Annotated in this window: 24 protein-coding genes and 1 pseudogene; 13 read left to right on the top strand and 12 right to left on the bottom strand. The window is 42.6% G+C overall.

Translation table 11 applies throughout. The features are described from left to right. Positions 1 to 74: 74 nt before the first annotated feature. Complete coding sequence (locus HWQ36_RS01025) at positions 75 to 1,220, top strand: alpha/beta hydrolase (RefSeq protein ID WP_292697172.1); 1,146 nt, start codon at positions 75 to 77, stop codon at positions 1,218 to 1,220. Here HWQ36_RS01025 and HWQ36_RS01020 read toward each other — a convergent pair. From HWQ36_RS01020 to HWQ36_RS01000, 5 genes are all read right to left on the bottom strand, one after another. After that, positions 1,217 to 4,489, bottom strand: coding sequence for an amino acid adenylation domain-containing protein (locus HWQ36_RS01020; protein WP_292697170.1), 3,273 nt, complete (start codon positions 4,487 to 4,489; stop codon positions 1,217 to 1,219). The two genes, HWQ36_RS01025 and HWQ36_RS01020, sit on opposite strands and share 4 nt — an antisense overlap. Positions 4,490 to 4,497: 8 nt before the next feature. Beyond that, a complete protein-coding gene (locus HWQ36_RS01015; protein ID WP_292697168.1) occupies positions 4,498 to 8,700 on the bottom strand; it encodes an amino acid adenylation domain-containing protein in 4,203 nt (1,400 codons plus the stop codon). A 189-nt stretch (positions 8,701 to 8,889) separates the two neighbouring features. Continuing rightward, the gene (locus HWQ36_RS01010; protein WP_292697166.1) at positions 8,890 to 9,594 is read right to left on the bottom strand and encodes a hypothetical protein; all 705 of its coding nucleotides are present in this window, start codon (positions 9,592 to 9,594) and stop codon (positions 8,890 to 8,892) included. Positions 9,595 to 9,798: 204 nt separating this feature from the next. After that, the gene (locus HWQ36_RS01005; RefSeq protein ID WP_292697164.1) at positions 9,799 to 10,290 is read right to left on the bottom strand and encodes a hypothetical protein; all 492 of its coding nucleotides are present in this window, start codon (positions 10,288 to 10,290) and stop codon (positions 9,799 to 9,801) included. A gap of 3 nt (positions 10,291 to 10,293) precedes the next feature. Then, the gene (locus HWQ36_RS01000; RefSeq protein WP_292697185.1) at positions 10,294 to 11,310 is read right to left on the bottom strand and encodes a site-specific integrase; all 1,017 of its coding nucleotides are present in this window, start codon (positions 11,308 to 11,310) and stop codon (positions 10,294 to 10,296) included. A gap of 145 nt (positions 11,311 to 11,455) precedes the next feature. Here HWQ36_RS01000 and HWQ36_RS00995 point away from each other — a divergent pair, with 145 nt between their 5' ends. The 3 genes from HWQ36_RS00995 to HWQ36_RS00985 all read left to right on the top strand — a co-directional run bounded on the left by HWQ36_RS00995 (position 11,456) and on the right by HWQ36_RS00985 (position 12,758). Then, complete coding sequence (locus HWQ36_RS00995) at positions 11,456 to 11,779, top strand: metalloregulator ArsR/SmtB family transcription factor (protein WP_109013061.1); 324 nt, start codon at positions 11,456 to 11,458, stop codon at positions 11,777 to 11,779. 20 nt (positions 11,780 to 11,799) lie between these two features. Beyond that, entirely contained in the window at positions 11,800 to 12,279 is a 480-nt protein-coding gene (locus HWQ36_RS00990; protein ID WP_292697155.1) for an SRPBCC domain-containing protein, read from the top strand. A 116-nt stretch (positions 12,280 to 12,395) separates the two neighbouring features. Beyond that, positions 12,396 to 12,758, top strand: coding sequence for a hypothetical protein (locus HWQ36_RS00985; protein WP_292697153.1), 363 nt, complete (start codon positions 12,396 to 12,398; stop codon positions 12,756 to 12,758). Between the two features lie 429 nt (positions 12,759 to 13,187). Here HWQ36_RS00985 and HWQ36_RS00980 read toward each other — a convergent pair whose 3' ends face one another. After that, a complete protein-coding gene (locus HWQ36_RS00980; protein WP_292697151.1) occupies positions 13,188 to 13,331 on the bottom strand; it encodes a hypothetical protein in 144 nt (47 codons plus the stop codon). A 233-nt stretch (positions 13,332 to 13,564) separates the two neighbouring features. Then, positions 13,565 to 14,833, bottom strand: coding sequence for an RNA polymerase sigma factor (locus tag HWQ36_RS00975; protein WP_292697149.1), 1,269 nt, complete (start codon positions 14,831 to 14,833; stop codon positions 13,565 to 13,567). A gap of 118 nt (positions 14,834 to 14,951) precedes the next feature. On the opposite strand from HWQ36_RS00975, the gene HWQ36_RS00970 reads away from it, so the two are divergent. The 4 genes from HWQ36_RS00970 (at position 14,952) to HWQ36_RS00955 (ending at position 17,053) form a co-directional block, all read left to right on the top strand. After that, positions 14,952 to 15,362 carry a YciI family protein gene (locus HWQ36_RS00970; protein WP_292697147.1) on the top strand — a complete coding sequence of 137 codons (411 nt, stop codon included), beginning with the start codon at positions 14,952 to 14,954 and terminating at the stop codon, positions 15,360 to 15,362. A gap of 239 nt (positions 15,363 to 15,601) precedes the next feature. Next, positions 15,602 to 16,099, top strand: coding sequence for a VOC family protein (locus tag HWQ36_RS00965; protein ID WP_292697145.1), 498 nt, complete (start codon positions 15,602 to 15,604; stop codon positions 16,097 to 16,099). An 87-nt stretch (positions 16,100 to 16,186) separates the two neighbouring features. Continuing rightward, positions 16,187 to 16,618 carry a YciI family protein gene (locus HWQ36_RS00960; RefSeq protein WP_292697143.1) on the top strand — a complete coding sequence of 144 codons (432 nt, stop codon included), beginning with the start codon at positions 16,187 to 16,189 and terminating at the stop codon, positions 16,616 to 16,618. Positions 16,619 to 16,702: 84 nt separating this feature from the next. After that, positions 16,703 to 17,053, top strand: a complete 351-nt coding sequence (locus HWQ36_RS00955; RefSeq protein WP_366828152.1) for a VOC family protein — start codon at positions 16,703 to 16,705, stop codon at positions 17,051 to 17,053. A 127-nt stretch (positions 17,054 to 17,180) separates the two neighbouring features. Here HWQ36_RS00955 and HWQ36_RS00950 read toward each other — a convergent pair whose 3' ends face one another. Both HWQ36_RS00950 and HWQ36_RS00945 read right to left on the bottom strand, forming a co-directional pair. Next, on the bottom strand, positions 17,181 to 17,456 hold the full coding sequence (locus HWQ36_RS00950; RefSeq protein WP_292697141.1) for a hypothetical protein: 276 nt from the start codon (positions 17,454 to 17,456) through the stop codon (positions 17,181 to 17,183). 169 nt (positions 17,457 to 17,625) lie between these two features. Further along, a complete protein-coding gene (locus HWQ36_RS00945; protein ID WP_292697139.1) occupies positions 17,626 to 17,916 on the bottom strand; it encodes a hypothetical protein in 291 nt (96 codons plus the stop codon). 290 nt (positions 17,917 to 18,206) lie between these two features. Between HWQ36_RS00945 and HWQ36_RS00940 the strand changes: the two are divergent. Continuing rightward, a pseudogene (locus HWQ36_RS00940) lies at positions 18,207 to 18,434 on the top strand (response regulator); the annotation flags it as partial. 17 nt (positions 18,435 to 18,451) lie between these two features. On the opposite strand, the gene HWQ36_RS00935 reads toward HWQ36_RS00940, so the two are convergent. After that, on the bottom strand, positions 18,452 to 18,589 hold the full coding sequence (locus HWQ36_RS00935; RefSeq protein ID WP_292697137.1) for a hypothetical protein: 138 nt from the start codon (positions 18,587 to 18,589) through the stop codon (positions 18,452 to 18,454). A 12-nt stretch (positions 18,590 to 18,601) separates the two neighbouring features. Here HWQ36_RS00935 and HWQ36_RS00930 point away from each other — a divergent pair, with 12 nt between their 5' ends. The 4 genes from HWQ36_RS00930 (at position 18,602) to HWQ36_RS00915 (ending at position 23,189) form a co-directional block, all read left to right on the top strand. Next, on the top strand, positions 18,602 to 21,055 hold the full coding sequence (locus tag HWQ36_RS00930; RefSeq protein WP_292697135.1) for a hypothetical protein: 2,454 nt from the start codon (positions 18,602 to 18,604) through the stop codon (positions 21,053 to 21,055). 300 nt (positions 21,056 to 21,355) lie between these two features. After that, positions 21,356 to 22,699, top strand: a complete 1,344-nt coding sequence (locus HWQ36_RS00925; protein ID WP_366828149.1) for a glycosyltransferase — start codon at positions 21,356 to 21,358, stop codon at positions 22,697 to 22,699. After that, positions 22,696 to 22,845 carry a hypothetical protein gene (locus HWQ36_RS00920; protein WP_292697189.1) on the top strand — a complete coding sequence of 50 codons (150 nt, stop codon included), beginning with the start codon at positions 22,696 to 22,698 and terminating at the stop codon, positions 22,843 to 22,845. The genes HWQ36_RS00925 and HWQ36_RS00920 overlap by 4 nt, the downstream gene beginning before the upstream one ends. A 221-nt stretch (positions 22,846 to 23,066) precedes the next feature. Then, on the top strand, positions 23,067 to 23,189 hold the full coding sequence (locus tag HWQ36_RS00915) for a hypothetical protein (protein ID WP_292697131.1): 123 nt from the start codon (positions 23,067 to 23,069) through the stop codon (positions 23,187 to 23,189). Positions 23,190 to 23,235: 46 nt separating this feature from the next. Here HWQ36_RS00915 and HWQ36_RS00910 read toward each other — a convergent pair whose 3' ends face one another. Further along, positions 23,236 to 23,721 (bottom strand): DUF3368 domain-containing protein, encoded by a 486-nt coding sequence (locus HWQ36_RS00910; RefSeq protein ID WP_190965449.1) that lies wholly within the window; start codon positions 23,719 to 23,721, stop codon positions 23,236 to 23,238. Continuing rightward, positions 23,718 to 23,996 carry a UPF0175 family protein gene (locus tag HWQ36_RS00905; protein ID WP_292697128.1) on the bottom strand — a complete coding sequence of 93 codons (279 nt, stop codon included), beginning with the start codon at positions 23,994 to 23,996 and terminating at the stop codon, positions 23,718 to 23,720. Before HWQ36_RS00905 ends, HWQ36_RS00910 begins: the two co-directional genes overlap by 4 nt. Positions 23,997 to 24,347: the final 351 nt, after the last annotated feature.

Below are 24,347 nucleotides of genomic sequence, written 5' to 3'. Positions count from 1 at the left end.
GATTATAACTATGGTATGAAGCTAAAAGACAACGCAGTGAACAAGGTATCGCAAGGTTTAGGCTCATGATATTCATGCCTCATAATTTTCTGCTTATATGGCTGGTTCAACTGCTGTCGATTGCGGTAATTGGCGGGGGGAGCTACATTCTCTATGAGTGGTACGAAGGAGAACTTGTAGGAACATTTTACTTAGTGGCTGGGCTAGTAATGGTTCTCTGGACTTTTGGCGGTCGTTTTATCAGTTTGCCACTGCTGCGCCGTCCTGGAGCCGATGAACCTAAGTTTATGCGTAGCAAAACTGTGCAACGTTTGCCACGACCGGATGGTAGTGTACTGCAAGTAGAGTTTTTTGGACCTGAAGATGGTCAACCGATTATCTTGTCACACGGTTGGGGGCCAAACAGTACTGTATGGTATTATGCCAAACGACAACTGAGCGATCGCTTTCGAGTAATAGTTTGGGATTTACCAGGGTTAGGAAAATCCTCTAAACCGAAAAACAACGATCACTCTATAGAAAAATATGCCCGTGACTTAGAAGCTGTGGTTGCGTTGGTGACAGCCTCAGCCAAAGGGAGTATCGCCGGGGATAAACGTGTTATCCTAGTAGGCCACAGCATGGGTGGAATGATTAATTTAACATTCTGTCGCCTGTTTCCAGAGCAATTAGGGAGTCGGGTGGCTGGCTTAATTCTTGTAGATACTACTTACACCAATCCGGTTAAAACTTGTATCTTTAGCAATTTGGTACGCAAATTGCAGAAACCGTTACTCGAACCTGTGTTGTACCTGACTATCGTGTTGTGGCCAATTTTTTGGTTGATGACTTGGCTCTCGTATTTCAATGGTTCGCTGTACATCACCGTCGAACTATCTGGATTTACGGGTACTGAAACACGGGGTCAACTAAGTTTTGCAGGTTTATTATCAGCATTGGGTTCGCCTGGTGTTCTGGCTCGTGGCACACTGGCAATGTTCAACTTTGATGAAACAGACACACTTGCAACTATTAACGTACCTGTGTTGGTTGTTTGTGGTGATTCAGATATAGCAACTAAACCCGTGGCGAGCGATCGCATGAAAGCAGAATTGCCTTACTCTCAAAGAGTCACCCTAAAACCAGGTGGACACATGGCATTGATGGAACAAAACCAACAGTTTGCCGAAGCAATCAGCACATTTTCCGCTGACTGCTCAAACTCAAGTGTTTCTCTTTAAAATTCTACGTCTTCTCGCTCTTGACTCGTAGTTCCACCTTTATCTAAACCTTTTGCTGTCCAACACATTGTGTCAATATACCTAGCAAGTTGTTCAACGGTTGGTGCTTCAAACAAATTGCGTACAGGCAAATCTATTTGGAAGGTGTCACGAATACGGGAAGTTAGCTGAGTCGCTAGGAGAGAATGACCGCCCAATTCAAAGAAATTGTCGTGAACGCCTACTTGCTCTTTTCCCAAGACTTTAGCCCAGATTTGGGCAAGTAATTCTTCAACTTGCGATCGCGGTGGCACATAATCTTGATTATTGAAAGAAATTGTATCAGGCATAGGTAAAGCACGCCGATCCACTTTGCCATTAGGTGTTAGAGGTAGAGATTCCAGGATCACATAAGCTCTTGGCATCATGTATTCTGGTAACTTTTCTTTGAGGAATTGGCGAAGTAAGGAAGCAAAGCTTTGTACGTCTTGCGTCGGTATCTGTTCCTGATTAGGAACAATATAAGCTACCAAGTACTTATCATCAGGTACGTCCTCACCAGCAATAACTATAGTTTCTTTCACTGCTGGATGTTGACTCAACACCGCTTCAATTTCTGACAACTCAATGCGGAAGCCACGAATTTTTACTTGATTGTCAACGCGACCTAAAAATTCAATATTGCCATCTGGTAAATAGCGGGCTAAATCACCTGTTTTATAAAGACGTGTTTTTGGTTTTTTACTAAAAGAATGAGTAATAAAGTTTTTAGCAGTTAATTCAGTTCGATTGAGATATTCTCGCGCCAATCCTTCCCCACCCATATATAATTCGCCAGTAATGCCAATAGGCACAGGTTGTAAATGGGCATCTAATATATAAATTTGCGTGTTTGCAATGGGGATGCCAATAGGTAAAGATGTGGCTGATGGTAACTCTTCTACGCAGTAATAAGAGGAAAATGTTGTATTTTCTGTAGGGCCATAAACATGAATTAAGTGCTTTGGCGCACCAGATTGGAGAATCTTCTTAATCCATCTCTTATCAACAGTTTCGCCACCAAACAGTAAATATTTCAAGGTCGCAAAAGCTTGCGGGACATCTCTAACAATCTGTTGAAATAAGGCGGTGGTCAAAAATAGAATGTTGATACCTTTTTCTCGTAGTTGTAATGCCAATTCATGAGGCGAAATGGTTACATCTTTACTAATCCCTACAAGTTGAGCGCCGTTAAGTAGCGCTCCCCAAATCTCGAATGTCGCAGCATCAAAAGAGGTGTTTGAGGCTTGGGCGATTTTATCAGATGGTGAAAACTTTATATAGTTCGTATTGTACACTAACCGATTTACAGCTTTGTGAGGTACAGCAACTCCCTTGGGTTTTCCTGTAGAACCAGAGGTGTAAATAATATATGCTAAATTATCACTATTTAAATCGCTTTTGGGATTGTCTTGCTTTTCTTGGGTAATAATTTCCCAGTCTTTATCTATAGAAATAATTAGTTTTGAAAAACCTTTAAAATGCTTGAGCAAGTTTTCTTGTGTCAGCAACACTGAAACTTGTGCATCTTCAAGCATAAAATTTAGGCGTTCTTCGGGATAGCTGGGGTCTAATGGAACATACGCTCCCCCTGCTTTAATAATTCCCAATAACCCGATTATCATTTCTATAGACTGTGAAATACAAATGCCAACTAAAACTTCTGTACCTACTCCGATTTTTTGTAAGTGGTGCGCTAGTTTATTGCTACAAGTATTCAACTCTTGATAAGTAAGTTGTTTGTTAGCAAAGTTGACTGCTATAGAATCAGGATACTGCTGTACCTTTTCTTCAAACAATTGATGGATAGACTTATATTGAGGATAATCTGCTTGGGTATTATTCCATTCCACCAATACCTGATGCAACTCCGCTTCACTTAATAACTGTAAATTTGCAATTCGTTCTTCTGGATTTACAACAATAGCTGACAACAGAGTTTTAAAATGTTCCACCATCCGGCTAATAGTAGCTTTATCAAATAAATCTGTGTTGTAAACGATTACACCTCGAAGACCTTCATAATACTCACACTTTCCGCCCCATAAGCTCCTAAAATCCTCGGAACACTTCCACAGATGCAGTTCTAAATCAAAACGTGTTTTTTTCAAATCAATATTCATAAAGCTGGGTACTAATCCAGGCAGTTCTAGCGCGGACATTGGCGCATTCTGGAAACCAAATACCACTTGAAATAAAGGATGGTGGCTCAAGTTTCGCTCTGGATGTAGTTCTTCAACTAATTTTTCAAACGGCAAATCTTGGTGGCTATATGCTTCTAAAGTTACTTCGCGTACTCTGCCTAGTAGTTCTCGAAAAGTAGGGTTTCCAGATAAGTTGCTACGTAGCACCAAACTATTGACGAAAAAACCAATTATCCCTTCTATTTCACTGCGGTTGCGGTTAGCGATTGGTGAACCTAGCGCGATATCTTCTTGGTGTGTGTAGCAGTAAAGTAATGTTTGAAATGCTCCGACCAATGTCATAAATAAGGTGACACCTTCTTGCTGTGACAGCTTTTCTAGTGCATCAATTAGCTTGAGCGGTAACTCTAGAAATTGTGTTGCTCCTTGATAGCTTTGTATAGCTGGTCTTGGTTTGTCAGTAGGTAGATGCAGTATGGAAATACCGTTTAGTTGCTCCCGCCAGTAAGCTAACTGGGTTTGAAGCACTTCTCCTTGCAACCACTCGCGCTGCCAGTGAGCAAAATCGGCGTACTGAAGAGGCACTTCTAATAGAGGAGAAGGCTGGTTTTGTGCAAAAGCTGCGTACAGCGTTCCCAGTTCCCGAATCAGTACCCCCATAGACCAATCGTCGCAGATAATGTGGTGCATATTCAGTAATAGAATATGTTCTGTCTCAGAAAGGACGAGGAGTATTACTCGCAGCAATGGCCCGGAGGATAAATCGAAGGGATGTTCTATCTCTGCGGTAATAATGGACTTTGCTTTAACCTCTTGTTCATGATCTGCCAATTGCTGGAGGTCTAATACAGAAAGAGGTATTGTTAAGCTGGGTGCAATAGCCTGTAGGGGTTGCCCATCCGACACAATAAAAGTTGTGCGTAAGGTTTCATGGCGACTCACGATTTCGTTAAAAGTCTGTTCTAGTGCGGCTAATTTCAGCGAACCGGTCAAACGAATTACTGTCGGCACATTGTAGATACCATTATCGGGGATCAACTGGTCGAGAAACCATAGCCGTTGTTGAGCAAAAGATGCTGGAAAAACGAAGACTTCTTCAGAAGACATATTGATCCTTATTTTAAATTCTGTGCTTTCTCAATACAAGCTCTTAGCTGTGCGGCGAGAATTTGGATATGGGGTTTTCTTAGCATAGTTAGGTGATTGCCAGGAATATGATGAATTTCCGTTCCTCCTACAGTTAGCTGATCCCAACCCAGACTCGGATCTTCCTTGGCAATGCTTGATTCAACCTTTGTTCTGAAAAGATTAATTCGTTTAGGGTAGGCTTGCGGAACGTAGTTAAGGACTGCTTGGCTATTGGCATAAAAAACACGAAGCATTGGGCGAATTGCTAACTCGCTTAAAAGTCTTAACTTGGATTCTTCCGGTATAATGTTGACTGTGGCATCCTCTTTTAGGATGAAGTGAGAGAACAGATTTGTTTGGAGCGTTCGCGTTAGCGACTCCCAAACAGAATTTTGTACAATTATATTAAAATTAGTCAACCCAGAAGTTAAACTATTAATTCGATTCTTAGCGATCGCAATAATTAGATAAAAATAATCGAGGAAAAAGGGCCATATATATCGCGCCACTGTCGTCAGCATAAACTTGAAACCACTACCCAAAGAAGGTATATTGCCTGGAATTGGTGCTAAAGTGTCAAGCACAGCAAGTAAAGCCACTTCTTCCCCAGAGTTTTGGAGTTGTTGAGCCATTTCAAAAGCAACCCAACCTCCAAAAGACCAACCTCCTAAAAAATAAGGGCCTTTAGGCTGCACTGTACGCAATGCTTCAATGTAGTGGGTAGCCATATCCTCAATGCGAGTTAATGGAGAACTTTTTCCGTCAAGTCCAATGGGTTGTAGCCCATAAAATGGTTGATTTTTTCCCAAATTCTGAGCTAATTCGTAATAAGGGAAAACAACACCAAAAATTGGATGCACGCAGAATAAAGCTGGGCTTGAACCAGCAGGTTGAATCGGAACTAAGGGCGACCACGGGAGAGAATCTGCTTTTGAAGATAGAGCAGTTGCTAAACTTTCAATTGTTGGATTTAAAAATAAGCTAGATAGCGGCAATTCGCGCTCAAAGTGCTTGTATATTTGCTTCATAAGCTGTACGGTTAACAGCGAATTTCCTCCCAAGTCGAAGAAGTTATCGTAAATACCCACACCTTCAATATTAAGCACTTCAGCCCAAATTTTTGCTAAGGTTGACTCGGTTGCAGTCCGAGGAGCGATAAATGCTTTATCCATTGAGTGGCTAGTTGGAGTGTTGAGTGCTGTTAGCACATAACGATCTACTTTGCCATTAACTGTTAGCGGCAGAGAATCCAGGATGACAAAAGCTTTTGGGATCATGTATTCTGGCAATTTTTCTTTTAAGAATTTACGTAGTAGAGACGTAAAATTTTGCGTCTCTATATTGGGAACAATATAAGCCACCAAGTACTTATCACCAGATACGTTTTCTTTAACAATTACTACTGCTTTTTGCACACTCTGATGCTGACTCAGGACTGTCTCAATTTCTAACAACTCAATGCGGAATCCACGAATTTTTACTTGATTATCGATGCGTCCTAAAAATTCAATATTACCATCCGTTCGATACCGAGCTAAATCACCTGTCTTGTAAAGTCGCGCTCCCTTTTTATCACTAAAAGGATTGGGAATAAACTTTTCAATAGTTAATTCAGGGCGATTAAGATAGCCTTGTGCCAATCCCTCACCACTTATGTATAATTCGCCAATAATTCCAATTGGTAAAGGTTGTAAATACTTATCTAATATATAAATTTGAGTATTAGCAATAGGGCGACCAATGGGCGGCTTTTCACTCATAGTACTAATCTCTGCAACGGTTGACCAAACTGTTGCTTCAGTAGGGCCGTAAGCATTAAAAAACCGACGCTGAGAGTTCCACCAACGTTTTACAATGTCATCGGTACAGGATTCGCCTGCACAGATAATAGTTTGCAATGCCGGCAGTGATTCTGTAGGTAGGACTGCTAATACTGCTGGCGGAAGGGTGACGTGAGTAATAGCTTTTTCGCGCAATAAATTGAGCAAAGGTTGTCCGGGTAGAAGGGATTCTTTGTTTGCTAAATAAAGAGTTGCTCCTGTTTGCAGTGCCATGACAATCTCAAAAATTGAGGCATCAAAACTTAATGATGCGAATTGCAGAATACGGTTAATCGGTTGTATGTTGAAAACCTCAATCTGAGATGCCGCTAAGTTTGACAATCCTCGATGTTGAAGCAAAACACCTTTAGGTTTTCCTGTTGAGCCAGAGGTGTAGATAACATAAGCTAGGTTGTCAAATGTTACGCAGCTAGTTGGGTTTTCTTGACTGTGTTGTGTAATAGTTGCCCAATCTTCATCTATGTAAACTATAGACAAGAGATCCCCCCAATCCCCCTTTTTAAGGGGGGCTAAAGAGCAATGAGTGAGCAATATTGAAACTTGTGCATCTTCTAGGATGAACTTAAGACGCTCTTGAGGTAGGCTGGGATCTAAAGGCAGGTATGCTCCACCTGCTTTGAGAATGCCTAATAGGGCGACGATCGCTTCTGGGGAACGCTCTACGCAAATACCTACTAAAACGTCAGGGACTACCCCCAATTTTTTCAGATAATGTGCAAGTTGGTTGCTGCGTATATTCAACTCTTTGTAGCTGAGTTGTTCATCGTCAAAGACTAGTGCGTTCGCGGAGCGTGCGTTTAACGCAATCGCATCGGGAGTTTCCTGCACTTGTGCTTCAAATAACTGATGAAAACACTTGTTCTCTGGATAGTCTCGTTTAGTGTCATTCCAATCAATTAATAACTCTTGTCGTTCTTGCCCAGTAAGCAAAGACAAATCTGAAATCCGCTGTTCTGGATTGGCAACAATGCTTTCTAGCAGCGTTTGGAAATGTCCCAGCATTCGCGTAATAGACTTGTCATCAAATAAATCGGTGCTATAAACCATTTGTCCTTTCAAACTTTCCAAGTCTTGCCACAAATGGAATTCTAAATCAAGTTTTGCAGTTTTGCTATCGAATTCAAATAGCGAAAGCGTTAACCCAGATAACTCTAGAGTTTCGATAGGAGTGTTTTGTAGGCTAAATACAACCTGAAAAAAAGGATGATAGCTCAAATCTCGCTCTGGGTGAAGTTCCTCCACCAACTTTTCAAAAGGCAAGTCCTGATGACTGTATGCTTCTAAAGTTATCTCTCGCACTCGATTCAACAATTCTCGAAACGTCACCTTGCCTGAGAAATCTGTACGTAACACCAAGCTATTGACAAAAAAACCAATTAATCCTTCTAGTTCGCTACGATTGCGATTAGCAATAGGTGAACCAACTGCAATATCCTCTTGCTGCGTGTAGCGATAGAGCAAAGTCTGAAACGCTGCCAGCATTGTCATGAACAAGGTAACGCCTTCTTGGTAACTTAGTGCCTCTAGCGCTTGAGTTAAGGAGTGTGGTAGCTCTAAAAATTGTTTTGCACCCCTGTAGCTAGGAACTGCTGATCTTAGTCGGTCGGTAGGGAGATTCAATACCGAAATCCCGTTTAATTGCTTTTGCCAATAAACTAACTGGCTTTGTAGGGGTGAGGTGCCGTTTGCTGCCACTCCTTGTAGCCACTCCCGTTGCCATTGAGCGAAATCTGCATATTGAATGGGTAGTTCTGGTAGGAGCCTAGATACGGAGTCGGTAGTTGTCAGACATCGCTTATCCCCTGCCAAGGCTTTGTATAATACCCCCAATTCTTTAATTAGCACTCCAATTGACCAGCCATCGGCAACTATGTGATGTATATTTAGCAGCAGCAGATATTCTGCTTCATCCAGTTGCAGCAGCTTTACTCGCAGTAATGGCCCAGTGGTGAGATTGAAAGGATGTTGAGCCTCTTGGGTTACGATTTGCTGCATTCGTGTGCTGCGTTCTGGGCTGTCGAAATTGCGTAGGTCTATTAAGGGAAGAGGTATGGTTAAGCTAGGTGAAATCGCCTGTACTGGTTGCTGCTCTACCATAACAAACCTAGTACGTAACGTTTCGTGACGACGTACAATTTCGTTGAATGTCTGCTTTAAGGCGGTGAAGTTAAGGGAACCTGTCAGGTGAAGTGCTGTTGACACGTTGTAAAATGGATTCCCCGGTGCTAACTGATCGAGAAACCACAATCGCTGCTGGGCGAAAGAAGTGGGAAAAACGAAAACCTCTGCTTCCTCAGAAAAATTAAGTTCTTCATCATCTGTGAGACTACTGTAAATATACTGGCTCATAAGTGAATTGCAAACAGTTGTGGTGGAATTTGTGGAAACTTTTTCTCAGGTCATCTTGTTGTCAATGCTTCGATAAGAGTTTAGCTTTGAAGAACTAATGACCTTATAGATTGAGCTTTCTACTCCTTTTGCTCAAACCCAATTTTTAACCAAGTAGTATTGGGAAGTGAATTACCTCCAACTTCCGACTTATGAATGCTGTACAATGCCGTTGAAGATGGCCGAAGTTAGAGAGGTTTTCACCCAGACATTTTGATTGTGATAAAAATCACCACGCTGTTCTAGTGTAAACCCACCCAGCAATAATCCCAACCATACTTCTACCATCGGCATTTGCAACACACATTGCAGTTTAACTAAAGAAATCTCATCTTTGACATTTATCAGGTAGTTAGCGATTGCGCTCTGCCATTTTTGGACATCCTCATCTGATGCCAAATTGCGGACATCTTCTAAAGTTGTCACCTCATCGAGCATTGCCAAAACATTCGCTTTTTCAACAGGTGCTACTACAGAATCACCCTCCTGGTTAGGAGATGAAAATTGGTGTGGGCCGTGTGGTTTAAAGGTTTGTGGTGTTTGTGGTTCAATCAAATCATCTAAATCTAGGTGCATTGTTGTCCGCACTAAACCAGCAAAGAGATCGGTGCTAACAATTGGCCCCTTTGGGTTATTGAGATCGCGGGTATCTTGCAACAGCACTTCGGCACGAGACTTGAGAATATCCGCAATTTGACTGAAGGCAATACCTGCGGTTGATAATTGGGTTTCAATAGGTAAATCATGCAGTTCTGTATCCAAGCACTGCCATACTGCATCAAGGGAAGAAGTTGGTGGAGATTCGGACAACTCATCAAGCACATCCCAGATTGTTAATTGGCGGTATGTGGTCATAATAATTCGTAATTTCTAATTCGTAATTCGTAATTATTGCCTTACGGATAAATCCGGGGGCTTGAATAAAGTTGCTACGCGTTTTCTCTTTCTTCATAACTGAAGTTAGGGGCTTGTACCCTCAATGATTTAATTATTAATTAACTCCTAATTAATTACGAATTACGAATTACGAATTACGAATTACGAATTATTCGGTCATCTCTAGGATTCTGGATGCAACGGGCAGGGTCGTACTGGGCAGTAGCTTGAGGCAATCTCAAACATATCCTTATATTGATATAGTGAAACACTATATTGAGATGCAAAAGCCTGCAACACCTGATCTGTATAGGCACGGATCTTGCCAGCCGTTAGCCCAAAACAGTGAATTGGTTCCAGGCGGCAAATTGGTTTTTGACCCAGCCAGAGTTCTGCCGACATAGCGTGCAATGGCTTATCCCCTGATTCTTTATACAAATACAGCACTGCAAAATATGTTGCTGGTGGTTCGACTGCGATGACCTCCGGTCGGGCGTAGCCCATCGCATCAATTTCTGCTGAATGACTTTCACTCCGGTGGCGATAAAATGAGCGGCGATTGTGGCAGACTTTTGGATTCCAACACCCATCCCCTTGTGGCCCATGTAGTAGTTTTGCTTGAGTTGTTGGTAATTTGGAGCATAGCTGGCATTTGGGATCAAGTGGCTTTGGCATACCTTACTCCACTTCTTCGCCAATCGCGCGATAGTAAGCAGCGATCGCAGCTTCTTGCTCGCTGCGAAGCGTATACCGCCGAAACGCTTTCTCGCTTTGATGCCCTGTTAATTTTCGTGCATGGCTGGGGTCAACTCCCAATAGCAATAAGTCAGTAGCATAAGTATGACGAAAGGAGTGAGGATGTAAGTCCTCAATGTGAGCTATTTCACCGATTTTTTCCACAGCAAAGTAAATACCGTGATAACTCAAGCGTTCACCTTTGTATGAAGCATGGTGTGAAATCATCAGTGGGGAGTCGCTGTTTAACACCTCTCCTTGCTGTTCGCGCAATTGCAAATACTCTGCTAAAATTTCCCGGCTCTCTTTTCGCAGTGGAACTAAGCGTGGTTCATTGGTTTTGGTGTCTGGTAAAAATAGCAGCTTGCCATCAAATGAGCCAACATTTAGCTGCACAACTTCCCCAGCCCGGAGTCCATGACTAAGGATGTGAACGAGTGCTGTATCTCGTTGCTTTGTTTCTTGGAGCAATTCCAAAGCTGACCAAACCCGCTCCATTTCTTCAGGGGTCAAACTTTGGGCTGGTGGCAGTGGCACTTTTTCTAGTTTTATCCCCAGTGTGGGTAAGGTAGAAATAATTTCAGGATACGTGTAACACATCCATTTGAAAAAGCTTTTGAGTGCCGCAATTGAGGCATTAATGCTGCTTTTTGAAAGTGGTTTACCAACATCAGTCCGCAGTTCATCCCGCAGGTACTCTTTATATAGTGCAAGGTGACGTGGGCGTAGCTCATGATAGTGCAGCTCACTCCACGCCAAAAACCGCTTCAGTTCGCGTTCGTAAAGCTTGCGGCTGTTGGGTGCGAGATTGTTGCTGCGTAAAAATTCCAGAACTTTTACCCACCGAATATCGGTTGGTGGTCTTGTACTAGCCGTGCGCCCAGAGAGTGATGCCGTTTCAGCGTCAAGAGCAATGAGTTTAATCGGAGGTAAGTTATTTAGTTCAGGGTTATTCACCATAATCTTGCGCGATCGCCTGGAAGCACAGTGGAAGTAACACCCAAAATTGTATGTGACTTCAGGTAGAATTTGCCCAAGACAGAAGGTAAAAGTTGGCCGCGTTGTCACTTGACACGATCTGTATCTTTGGATATCATTCAACTATATGGTTGAATCAAATGTAGCCCTTGATAAAATTTTTGCTGCTTTGGCTGATGTGACGCGGCGAGACATTCTGAAGCGGGTATCAACAGCAGAACATACTATCGGCGAATTAGCACAACCCTATGCGATGTCTTTTGCAGCGATCGCAAAGCACATCAGTGTGTTGGAGAAAGCCGGACTGATTACCAAGCGTCGAAGTGGTAAGGAGAAAGTTATTCAGATTCAGCCGAAAACTCTCAAAGTAGCCGCAGCATATCTGGGCGAGTATGAAAAAATCTGGAGTGCCCGCTTTGATGCTCTGGAAAAACTACTAGAAGATCGATAACAAAGTAGCAGGAGGGTAGTATGGCAAATCTGACAGTAACAGTTCCAGAAAATTCACAAAATATCTTCGGTACTGTCACAATCAAGGCTTCGTTGGAAAAGGTATTTGAAGCATATACCAAAGAGGAACTGTTTGCTAGTTGGTGGTGTCGCGGTAATCCAATGAAAGTGTATCACTTCGATTGTCAAGACGGCGGCAGTTGGCACATTGCTGAACAATCAGAAGATGGTAACGAGTATGAGTTTACTGGCTGTTTTCATGAAGTCGCTCTAGATAAACGAATCGTGCAGACATTTGAATTCTTGGGGATGCCGGAACGTGGGCATGTCATGCTGGAAAAAGCTGAGTTTGTCGCAATTGACGAACATACAACTGAGATTCGTACCCATAGCACAGCAATGAGCCAGTCAGACCGTGACGGCATGGTTGCCAGCGGCATGGAAAGCGGCTGGCGGCAGTCCGTTGAAGCTCTGGGCAAGCTTTTAGAACCAAACGATTAATTACAATTGCGATGGCTACGCCGACCAAAGGTACGCGGTATCCGATTGATTTAATTGTGGAATATTCTGTCAGCTAAAATCCAGAAAGTGTATCCTTGTAGTAAAAGCAAACGTCTATGCAAGTTACATTTGACTTACCTGATGAAGTTGTCAATCAGCTTCAACCCTTTGCAGACAAACTGCCTCAAATCCTAGAGTTGGGGTTACGAGAACTGAATGCGATCGCTCAGTCAGGATTTTCAGGTATGGCTGAAGTCGTAGAATTTCTGGCAAGCCTACCCACTGCTGAAGCCATTATTGCCCTGCGTCCCTCTGAATCCCTGCAAGCTCAAATTAACACTCTGGTAGAAAAAAATCGGACGGTAGGTTTAACCGCAACAGAAGAGCAGCAATGGCAGGGGTATCAATATTTAGAGCATATTGTCAGAATGGCTAAGGCTAGAGCCTTCTTAAAGATCAAAGAAGCTGACGCAGAATGAGCTACCCTTATCTTTTATCCGACATTAACTCCGATTAATACCTTTTCTCCAGCTGTAGAAGAATAAAAAAGTGTGACTGTAACCATAAGTTTGCCGGGGTGTCACGTTTATGCTTTCAAATGGACTTACGACAGCTTGAATTTTTGGGGTTTTTAAGAGACAATCTTGCTAATTCAAGTATTTGAGGGTGCATAATCCCTGAACTTTCGGCACGTTTATGCTTTATTTTTAGACTTTCGGCAACTTTTTGGTTTCAAAACCAAATGCTTTGACTGCGTAGCTTGCCGCCGTAGGCATCGCGGAACGTTAAATTAAGCCTTTGCGCTTGTCCTGTGGCAAGGTTATGCTTTCAAAAGCGGCAAACTTATGGTTACAGTGACATATCTCAGTATTTTAAGTATAAAATAATACTTTAAATACGTTATGCTTTCAAAACCTATATTCACAGAGCGATGGCAACTCTTGGAGACGCTCCGCCGCCGCAGGAACCGCACTACGACAAATGGCGATCGCTCGTTTAAAATCATTAGTACCAATCGAAACGTGCGAGAGAATGCTGGGATTTTTATCCATGTCGGAATCCTCTATCAGTTGAGGTGGATGTGGATGTGCCAGAGAGCCGATTGGTGATTTGCTGCACCCTAACACAACTTGATGAAACGATTGGATTATAACAGTACTTTAGTACTAAGCCGACTTGTCTTCTTTTGCCTTTTGTTAAGTTACAAGTTCACCCTGTTAGAAGATTTTTCATTTCTTTTTCCACGGCATCATGAATGCCTGGCGCTTTAAACTGTTGTAAACCCTTAGCCGGACTGAATGTTAGGTTTAACTTCGCGCAACCGACGTTCCAGAAAACGACGCTCACTGTCATTTGTCACTAATTCTAGTGCCCGTGTATAGCTCTGGGTCGCTTCCTCTAATGCTCCAATACGCCGGAATAAATCTGCACGGGTGGCATGAAAGAGATGATAGCTGTCCAGTTCTGGAGCAAGGCGATCAATCAGTCCAAATGCGGCTTGAGGACTGTCTGCCATTGCGATCGCTACTGCTCGGTTCAAGGTAACAATGGGTGAGGGCTGCAAGTGTTCCAACACCTCATAGAGCCGCACGATCTGGGCCCAGTCTGTTTCTTCGGCGCGGGTTGCCTGACAATGGAGGGCGGCGATCGCCGCTTGCAGGGCATACACTCCGGTTCCAAAGAGCAACGCTTCCTCTACCAGAGGTAACGCCTCAGCAATCTGTAGATGGTTCCAACGACTGCGATCCTGATCTTCTAGTAAAATCAAATCGCCTGCCTCATCTAGACGCCCATTGCGCCGCGAATCGTGCAATAACATCAGCGCCACCAGTGCTGTGACTTCAGATGGGGGTTGGGGTGCCAGCAATTGCCGCACCAGTTGCCCCAAGCGAATCGCTTTGATGCAGAGGTCAGCCCGCACGAGCGCATCTCCTTTGGTTGCAGCATAGCCTTCGTTGAAGATGAGATAAATGACTGTCAGGACTGCCTCTATCCGGGGAGCGAGATCAGTCGTCTCAGGTACTTTGTAAGGAATGCCTGCGTCTCGAATTTTGCGTTTAGCACGAACTAACCGCTGTGCCATTGTTGGAGTCGGTATAAGAAAGGCGCGGGCAATTTCGTCGGTTTCCAGTCCACCCAACATTCGGAGGGTCAACGCTACTTGAGTTTCCGTTGCCAGTGCCGGGTGACAGCAGGTAAAGATTAATCGCAGGCGATCGTCTCCAATTTCATCACTGTCATAGGTTGGTTCTTCAGTGGATGGAATTAAGCCAGATGCCGCATACCACTCCAGTTTTTCGGTCAGTTTCGTGCGTCGTCGGAGGCGATCGATCGCCTTGTACCGGGCAGTTCGGATAATCCAGGCACGGGGACGATCAGGAATACCGTCGCTTTCCCACTGATTCACTGCCGCTGTAAATGCTGCCTGTGCAGCTTCTTCAGCTACATCAAAATCTCCGACCAGCCGAATCAGAATAGCGACAATGCGCCCCCATTCAGTTCGATAAAGGGCAGCAATTGCTTGAGCCACATCTATTTTTGGGATTGAAGCCATACCTTTTATAAAAAGACATAAAGAATTTTGGGCAAGGTGTCGATTGGAGCAATTGCCGTTCGACTGACTGATAAAGGCAGATAAGTTCAATTGTACTAGACAAAATTTTTGCACTCAGGTGTCGATTTGGACAATTCCCGTTCGACTTAATCACAAAGGAGGCAACCGAATGAAATATTTGCTGCTGATTTATATGGACGAAAACGCCATGAGCGACACTGAGCGGGAGCATTGCTATGGGGAATCTGCCCAACTCGCCCAGCACTTGCATACTCAAGGACAATTTCTAGCGACGGCTCCACTCCATCCTGTTGCAACCGCAACCAGTGTCCAAGTCCGTGATGGCAAATCACTCGTGACCGATGGACCATTTGCCGAAACCCGCGAACAATTGGGTGGATTCTTCCTCGTTAATGCTCAGGATTTGGATGAAGCCATTGCGATCGCCACCCGCATCCCAGGTGCAAAAGTCGGCACCGTCGAAATCCGTCCTGTCATCGAAGTTGCGGGACTACCAGCACAGCCCTGACCGAAGAGGCGGAGGGGCAGGGGGCAGGGAGCAGGGGGAGCAATCCCTGTCCCGTTCGCGCAGCGTCTCCAAGAGTTGCCGTGAAGCGGAGCGGAACATGGGTATCAAGCCCCGCCCTTCCAGGGCGTTCTTGATTGGTGGGAGTGCAAGCTCCTTCCAATCCTCCCCCCTGCTCCCTGCTCCCTGCCCCCCTGCCTCTTTTGACCGTCCTTAACCGCTTGAACTCAAGGAGAACCCTCATGCAAAACAATTCCAAAATCACTCCCTGTTTATGGTTTGATGATCAAGCCGAAGCCGCCGCTCAGTTTTATACGTCGATTTTTCGCAATTCCAAAATTGTCCACGTCAGTCGATATGGAGACGCTGGACAGGAAATTCACGGAAAACCAGCCGGAGCCGTCATGACTGTTAGCTTTGAACTTGATGGTCAGCCGTTCACAGCACTCAACGGTGGTCCGACCTTCAAATTTAACGAGGCGATTTCCTTCCAAATCTTTTGCGATACCCAGGCGGACGTGGACGATTACTGGCAAAAATTGTCTGCCGGTGGGGATGAAACCGCACAGCAATGCGGCTGGCTCAAAGACAAATACGGCATCTCCTGGCAAATTATTCCTCGCATTCTGATTGAGTTACTCAACCACCCCGACGCGGCAACCTCTCAAAAAGTGACCACTACCATGCTGCAAATGAAGAAGATCGAGATTGATGAACTCAAGCGTGTCGCTGCTGATTAGCGGTTCCTTCGGAGTTGCGCTTTGCGCTAATCAGCACACCCAACCCCTCGCAATCTAACTCAAAACCATTCAACAGGAGATTTCACAATGAAAGTCATGGTCTTTGTCAAAGCAACCCAAGACTCTGAAACTGGGGTCATGCCGAGCGAACAGCTTTTAACTGAAATGGGGCAGTACAACGAAGAATTAGCCAAGGCAGGTATCTTGCTCGCCGCTGAGGGGTTTCATCCTAGCTCAAAAGGGGTGCGAGTTCACTTTTCAGGAACCGATCGCACCGTCACCCAGGGACCTTTCACTCCAGCGCCGGAGCTAGTGGCAGGGTACTGGCTGTGGCAGGTGAACTCAATGTCCGAGGCAGTTGCTTGGGTAAAGCGCTGCCCTAACCCTATGCCAGGAGACTCCGAGATTGAGATTCGTCCCGTATTCGAGGCAGAGGATTTTGGTGAAGTCCTGACACCCGCCTTAAGGGAGCAGTCAGACCGCATTCGCGCTCAACTTGAAACGCAGCAGCAAGAGTAACGTCATCAACAACCGCGCAAATGATGTTTATATGCGAACGATCCGCTCATCAAAACGCAGAATCGATTACAAAAGGAGAAATCAATGAAACTCAATTCTTACCTGATGTTCAACGGCAACTGTGAGGCAGCGTTCAAGTTCTATGAACAATGTCTGGGTGGCAAGATGACTATGATGATGACACACAAAGAAGCACCTTCCGCCGAAAATGTCTCACCGCAATGGCAAGACAAAATCATGCACGCTTGCCTTGAACTAGATGATCGCCTCCTGATGGGATCTGACTGCCCACCAGGATACTTTGAAACCCCGCAAGGTTTCTACGTACAAATTAGCGTTCCTGAAATCGCTGAGGCAGAACGGCTTTTTCACGCTCTAGCAGAAAACGGCAAGGTGAAGATGGCGATCGCGCAAACGTTCTGGTCATCGCGGTGAAGGCATGTTGACCGATCAGTTTGGGACACCGTGGATGATCAACTGCGAACAAACCATCTGAGCCGAATGGCACGCTTGAAACTACGTTAGATTCTGAAAGTATTTCCGAGATATCGCGTTTCCCAGGCTACTGAAGTACACACGAACCTTTTATATCAAAACAAGTAGCTTTAAAAACGTACCTCACTAGATTGAGAAACGCTATATCTGTATTTTCTAGGAACAGTTCGTACCATTCTTGAAAAGTTTCGGGACTAAATAGTTTTCTCGCTTCTTTAAATGAAATTTTCTCCCATCCAGCATCTGTAACTATTTCGTTACCAGTCTTTGTAATAAACAGATTTTCTTCTTCTACTATCCAAGGGAAGGATGTCTTCTGATGTTTTCTCTTTCGTTTACCCATTGAGCTATTGCAATGTCTATCGCCTTGCCGCCTAAGCGTCTACGCACTCAACTTTAATGCTATCGTTGATTATTTAGTAGGCTTCTTTACCAAAGAGCAACTCCTGTTTGTGACAGTACGTACACCGTAGGAGCAACGTATTCTTTTTTGCCTATGTTCATCAGGAGTATCACCCACAAAAATCATCTACCCGAATATCCCGCCAGACATCAGACACTTGCCAGCCGGAATTACCCACAGATTGTACCGGAGGATTATCAAGCAATGGAATATAGTCAGGAACTCTAGGCTCTGGAGTAATTACAGGTTTCTCCTCAACTACAGGGGCTGTATATTTGACAGTATTAGCTTCAAGAAGAAGTTGGTCTTCAGCGTCTTCGATTAACTTCATCTGTTTCAAGGTAAGCTTGTCGGATTTTTTGATGATCTTCTTCGTATCTGTATCATTAGAAGTTTTCATTGGCTTAAAATTTGGATGGGTAAATTTGGGAGAAGTTAGGTATAAATAATTTGCACGGAATTAACAAGGTACACCAAATTTATGGAAAATACGAGTCTCTTGCTGAAGAATTTATTAATTGGATATAAATCTCTTTTTCGGGCAGATGCCCTAGCATAATCTGTTGCAGAGATGCAAGTATTAAGCGATCGCTTCTTGACTCATGACTGTACGTCAATACTGTTTTGCGCTTTTGACTCCTAATAAGCAGATAATGAAGGGTTAAGAGTTCTCGCTCATTAGGAACAGCGTTGAGAAACTTATCAGGTGAGAAAGGCACAATCTTAGTAGTTGATGACGAAGCCAGCATTCGCCGGATTTTACAGACGCGTCTAGAAATGATTGGCTACAGTGTAGTTACAGCTAGTGATGGTGAAGAAGCTTTGTCAGCTTTTCGCTTGTTGACCCCTGATTTGATAGTTCTTTCTGTAATGATGCCAAAGCTGGATGGCTACGGTATGTGCCAAGAATTACGCTCATAGTCAGATGGACAACCCTAGCTACAGCCAGCAAACCGTTGGTTGTCGGTGGCAGTCCCAATTAACGAGGCGTGGTTGCAGCAGGTAGCAATCGCGATCGCCAATGTTGATAAAATTGCTTGGATATGGGTAAAGAATATGTTAAAAACATTCACGTCAATTCACTTATGACTAATAGCATTGATTTACCAGGAATCAGCTTACCTAACGCTATCAAATTAAAACTTGGACTGTCAGAAGATGTAAACTTAGTCTCCTCAAGTTCAGGAAATTATTTAGATTTTGACCATGATTTGCAGCTAAATTTAGACAAAATTTTTAGCATTCATAGTACAGTTTCATATATAAATGTGGCACTCGATAAAATAATTTTTGAAGTATTTGGCAAACCTGAAATTACAATATCTTCACCAAAATATAAAATTCATAAAACTTCTCAAGAAGTCGAATTCCGCTTTAAAGGATTACTAAATAACCAAGGTATTGAATTATTTTTTGGCAAGCAAACTACATTAAAATTTAAATTAAATGAAGATTTTATTTTTAGCAACATAGCTAGTAAATTTCCTATTATCAACGATTTAAAATTAAGCAAACCAGAGCTAATTATTACTGATACTGGGCATTCTTTTATACATTCAAAATTAGGTTGTATTAACTTAAGCAGAGGATTCAACTTTATTGGAAATATTGATTTCAATAATCTCCAGACAAATTTGAGCAGTTTTATTCATCGAAGCTTAGGAATTGGGTGCTTAGGAGCGATAATTAACTTTAATCCGGCAGGACAGGTTAGCTTAACAGGTAATATTGCAAACGAGATTCAGCTATTTTCCCAGCAACAATTTAAGGCGATTTTTAAAAACTTGCTCATCGGGTTAAATATTGGTGCTGATTTAGAGCCAAACTTTGGATTAACTGGAAATTTAATTCTTCAAGGCTACGATCCCACGCAAGAAAAAGAACCTAAGTTATTTCTCTCTGGTAGTCTCTCTCTAGAACCCGAATCTTTAACAGCATACTTTTGTCAACAAGGTGAAAAATCTTGGTTTAATCCCTATGGATTGGTGGGAACTGAACTTCGCAATATCAGGTTTCAAGGAGGCGGAACGTATTTACCTCCTTACTTTGATAACTTTGGCTTCATTGGTGATTTGAAATGGGAAAAAATAGACCTTGAGGTAGCTTTTCTGATGGACACTAATGATCCTGAAAGATTAGCTTTAATTTTAAATTCCAAGCAAGCAATTAGCTTAATAGATTTGTGGCGTGGGCCAGTCGCTTCCTTTCTTAGGAAACAAGTAGGTTATTCAACGGATTTAATTAACAAAGCACTAGGGCTTTTAGAAGGCTTAGTGAACTTAAAGATCGAATCAATTGATGGGGATGGAGACGGAAAAATTAATCCTTTAATTAAGTATGTTCCTTTCCCGACAGTAATTGCGGCTCAAGCAATATCAGAAGGGTTAGAAATTAATGGCAAACTTAATGCTTGGGGTCATGAGGCAATCTTAATCCTTCAAGGAGATAAAACTTTTAATAATATCTCTGGTTCCTTAAAAGTTCTGGAAATTGATTTAGGATTTCTGAGAATTAAAGGAACGGATGACGATAGTTTAGATTTATCTTTAAAGGTAACGCCTAGTGAGCAGTATCTTCAGGGAGATGGTTATCTAGAAATTCTTGACAACGAAATTGCGAATGTTGAATTTAAAATTACGCCAACCAATACTACTTTTAAAAACTTTGACCTGAGTTTAGGGAATCTGTTGAGTATTGATGTTGATGCCCTGAGTATCGATATGAAATCTGGTAGCGGTAGTGGTTTAGGAACAATTTCAGTTTTTGGGAATACTCTAGCAGGCATTATGTTTGATGTTACTCAAAATACCGTCAATTTGATGAATATTCGGCTGAGTTTAGCAGGCTTCTTGACTTTGACTATTCCGAACCTCACAGTTAATTTGAAGAATAAAAGCGCAACAGGAACGGCAAATATTATTGCTTTTAATCAATCTTTGGGTAGTGGCACATTATCATTTAACACTCAAAATGTTTCAATTAATAATGTAGCTCTTAACCTCGGCAATATTATAAAGCTCAATGTTCCTAGTTTTAAACTTGATTTAACCAATAAAAAGGTTTTTGGTTTAGGCGATGTTACTCTCTTAGGAAAACAATTCACTGCGTTAGGCATCAGCCTGAACGAGAGCGGATTTCAAGCTACAAGCAATTTCAATTTTGGCATTTTAGCTTTCAACGGCGCTACAGTCACTCTGAGTAAAGGAACTAATGGTAATATCAATAATTCTGCCAGTATTGCAGGAAGCCTCAAGTTTTTAGGCTACACCTTTGCCAATATCATGGCTAGTGTAAATAGCAGCAAATTAATTGCATCGGGTAGTTTTAATTTTGGTGGTATTCTAATACTTAAAGGAGCAAATAATCGAAGGAGTGCGACAATAACGCTTAAAAGACCAAAAAACGGACTGTACAATTGGGTTAGTATTATGGGTAGCTTTTATCTGTTGGATCAAGAGTTGACATCACTCTCTATGAGCCATAACAACAATACTTTAAAAATTTTAGGTATGCACATTATCAGAAAGCCCAACCATTAAAGCACTCACGCTTAGATGAAGACTAACTTGTGAATTTATATGGGGAATTGCTAACTCTCGTCAGTTTGATGAATGTTTTAAAGTGCTGAATCTGGTGAAATTGTTGGTCAAGAAAACGTTTAATTTAAAGCTTATAGAGTATTAAGCGATGTCTACGACGGGCTGCGCCTACGCAATTGGCTCAATGTGGTTCAGCTAAGAAAGTTCCTCTGTGAAGGTAAGGGAACAGGGAGAGGAAAAACAGGCTGATCTAAACTGTATTGGTTTATTGCCCAGAGGTACAAGAAATTAGTACAATTTTTGGATACTGGAGTTTTCAGCAGGAAAAAGCATTTGAGCCAAAGTCTACCTATAGCAGCAAGCCGAAAACTGAAGATTACGATCCTAACAGTAGGTTCAAGAGGAGGCTTGCAACCATACTGTGCTTTGGCTATTGGGTTAAAACGTGCGGGGCATCAGGTAACAGTCGCAACACACGAAAACTTTGCATCTTTTGTGAGGCAGTTCGATTTAAAGTTTGCGCCGATCGCTGGCAATATGGAAGAGTTTCTGCAATCCAAACAAGGGCAGCGATTGATTGCGGGAGAAAAGTTGAAAAAAGAAGAACGAGATAAGCTTTTACTTCAACAGTTGGAATCAGGTTGGCAAGCGTGTCAGGGAAGTGAGGTGATTATCTATACCCCGCTATCCAACTGGGGATATCATATCGCAGAGAAATTAGGCGTACCTTGCTTTTTTGCATCAGTTCTACCGTTGACTCCCACAGGGATGTTTGGGTTTTTGAGATTTGCTCAAACAACTAAAAACCCGCTAAAGAAAGCGATCAATTATGGCAGCTACTTACTAGTAGAGTTTTTGCACTGGCAAAGATATCGTCAACTGCTCAATCACTTCAGAACAGAAACATTGAAATTGCCGTCTCTACCATATTTCGGCAGACGCTTCAGACAGAAGACTCCGGCAAATGTATCACGAATCCCTGTACTGTATGGATTTAGTTCGCACGTCATCCCAAGACCCCGTGACTGGCCTGCATGGGTCTATGTAACTGGTTTTTGGTTTATTGACCAAGCCTCCGAATATGAGCCACCTCTGGAACTAGAGGATTTTTTGGGACGAAAGCAATTACCTTTGTGTTTTGGATTTGGGAGCATGACAATGCCCAATCCAGAATATCTCACACACTATATCGTGGAAGCCTTAAAGAAAACACATCAAGGCGGGATTATATTGTCAGGCTGGGGCGACGTTGGAAGAACAGTGAATATAAAAGATTCGCTACGAGTGTTTGTGATCAAGGAAGTTCCGCATGATTGGTTATTTCCTCAAGTGCCAGCAGTAGTACATCACGGAGGAGCTAGTACAACGGCAGCAGTGTTACGTGCGGGGACACCATCAATTACTGTACCCTTTTTTGCAGATCAGCCAGTTTGGGGTGAAAAGCTAACTCGGTTGGGAGTCAGCCCTGCGCCGATACCGTACAAGAAACTGTCAGATAAAACTTTAGCAGCAGCGATTGAAATCGTACTGGGCGATGAGGTGATGCGGAAGAAAGCACAAGAGTTGGGTGAGAAAATCAGGGGTGAAGATGGTGTGGCGAACGCTGTTGAAGCATTCCATCGGCATTTGGGGTTGATTAAGTGAGAAATCCCAGACAATTAAAATACATCATCACACCTACAACAGCAGTCAATGTCCCAAGTGAAAGTTTATACGGTACTCTGTGTGAACAGCAGTATCCTAATGGTTTTTTACACGCCAGGGCATTGCTGGCAGTTTCGCATCATTAGCCGCACGGGTGGGATATTCGGGGAACAAAAGATTTATTACCTAGAGTGGCAAAGCTAGCTAGAGCAGAAACTTAAACCTAGTAAATTCGTTATTATTGAAAATTTTAGTTTACCTATTTACGCCTATTTCAATCATTAAAAATCTACTCTAGCAAGTTTTACCACTCTAGTTTATTACACGGCAGAGGCAGCTTTGAGGATTGGGTTAGAGTGGTTGCGGGATGAATGGTGATGAGTGCGTATATGCGATCGCCGTTCGCGCTAGCGTCTCCATTAGCTCATGTCCTACTGTAGGCGGTAAGCGTAGCCATGCCGTCAGGCTTATCGGTCTGGTAACTAGATGATATTTTCTAGCCAGTCACTTGGGGATAGGTTCATTGTCAGATTGTTTTAAATTTCTCTTGCTGTAATCAGAGCATAATCATAAATTTTTGGGCTGATTCTTGTTCCTTTACTCATTAAATCATCTAAAATATTCTTGACATTATCAATCAATCCTTGCTCTTTTGCTAAGATAATCACTCCAACTAAACCAATAATTGGCAAGCCTCTACTAATAGCAACTTTTCTCCCAGCTTTTTCATCAATTAAAAGTTGATCTGCTTTTAATTCTTCTGCCAAAATAATTGCCGAACATTCTCCTAAATCCAAGTCGGTTTCTAATTGTAATTGTTCAATGAGTTGGTTATTACTTATAGAAAGAACTTCTAGCCATAAGGCTGATTTTACAGCTAAAACTGCGGGATGATCCCCCGTTGTTAATTCTGCATAGACTTGTTGAGGAATTATTACTCTACCAAAAACAGCCTGAAGCAAGTCTAATTTACCAACTTTAGAAAGTTCACTTAATGGGGTTGTATCTGAGACAACAATCATAGATTATTGCCTTGTAATTTCACTTTTGCTTGATTAACTTCTTGCTGAAATTCCTCTAAAGTCATACTATCGTCAAATAGGGATATTTCATGCTTAGACATTAAATCTATTACGTCTAGTCTAGGAATTCCTAGTAATTGACTAGCCTTACCACTGCTAATTTCTCCATATTTAAGTAGAGTCATCACATAAGCTTCTTTGGCTTTAGTTTCTGCTTCTTCTCTAATGGCATTATTAATAGAATGAACAGGAATGGTAAATTCTACTTTAGTCATAATTTCAGAATGTTTTCTTTGTAATGTTTCATTTTCAACAGGGGTGATATTATATAAAATATCATTTTTCTATCGGTTAAAGTCGAGTTCTTCGGCGATTCCAACTAAGGGGGATTGACGGAAAAACTCTACGAGTGTGGTGGGTTGTTCTGGGTGGGTGTTCTGTGTAGTCAGGCTTTAACTGTTGGTTATTTCCTCGATGGCGCTGACCTTCTCAATATCTAGAGTGGTAAAACTTGCTAGAGTAGATTTTTAATGATTGAAATAGGCGTAAATAGGTAAACTAAAATTTTCAATAATAACGAATTTACTAGGTTTAAGTTTCTGCTCTAGCTAGCTTTGCCACTCTAG

It is taken from the genome of Nostoc sp. NMS2, assembly GCF_017115105.1.
Lineage (GTDB): Bacteria > Cyanobacteriota > Cyanobacteriia > Cyanobacteriales > Nostocaceae > Nostoc.
Note: the sequence above shows the minus strand (reverse complement) of the source record. Positions and strands in the feature narration are given on the sequence as shown.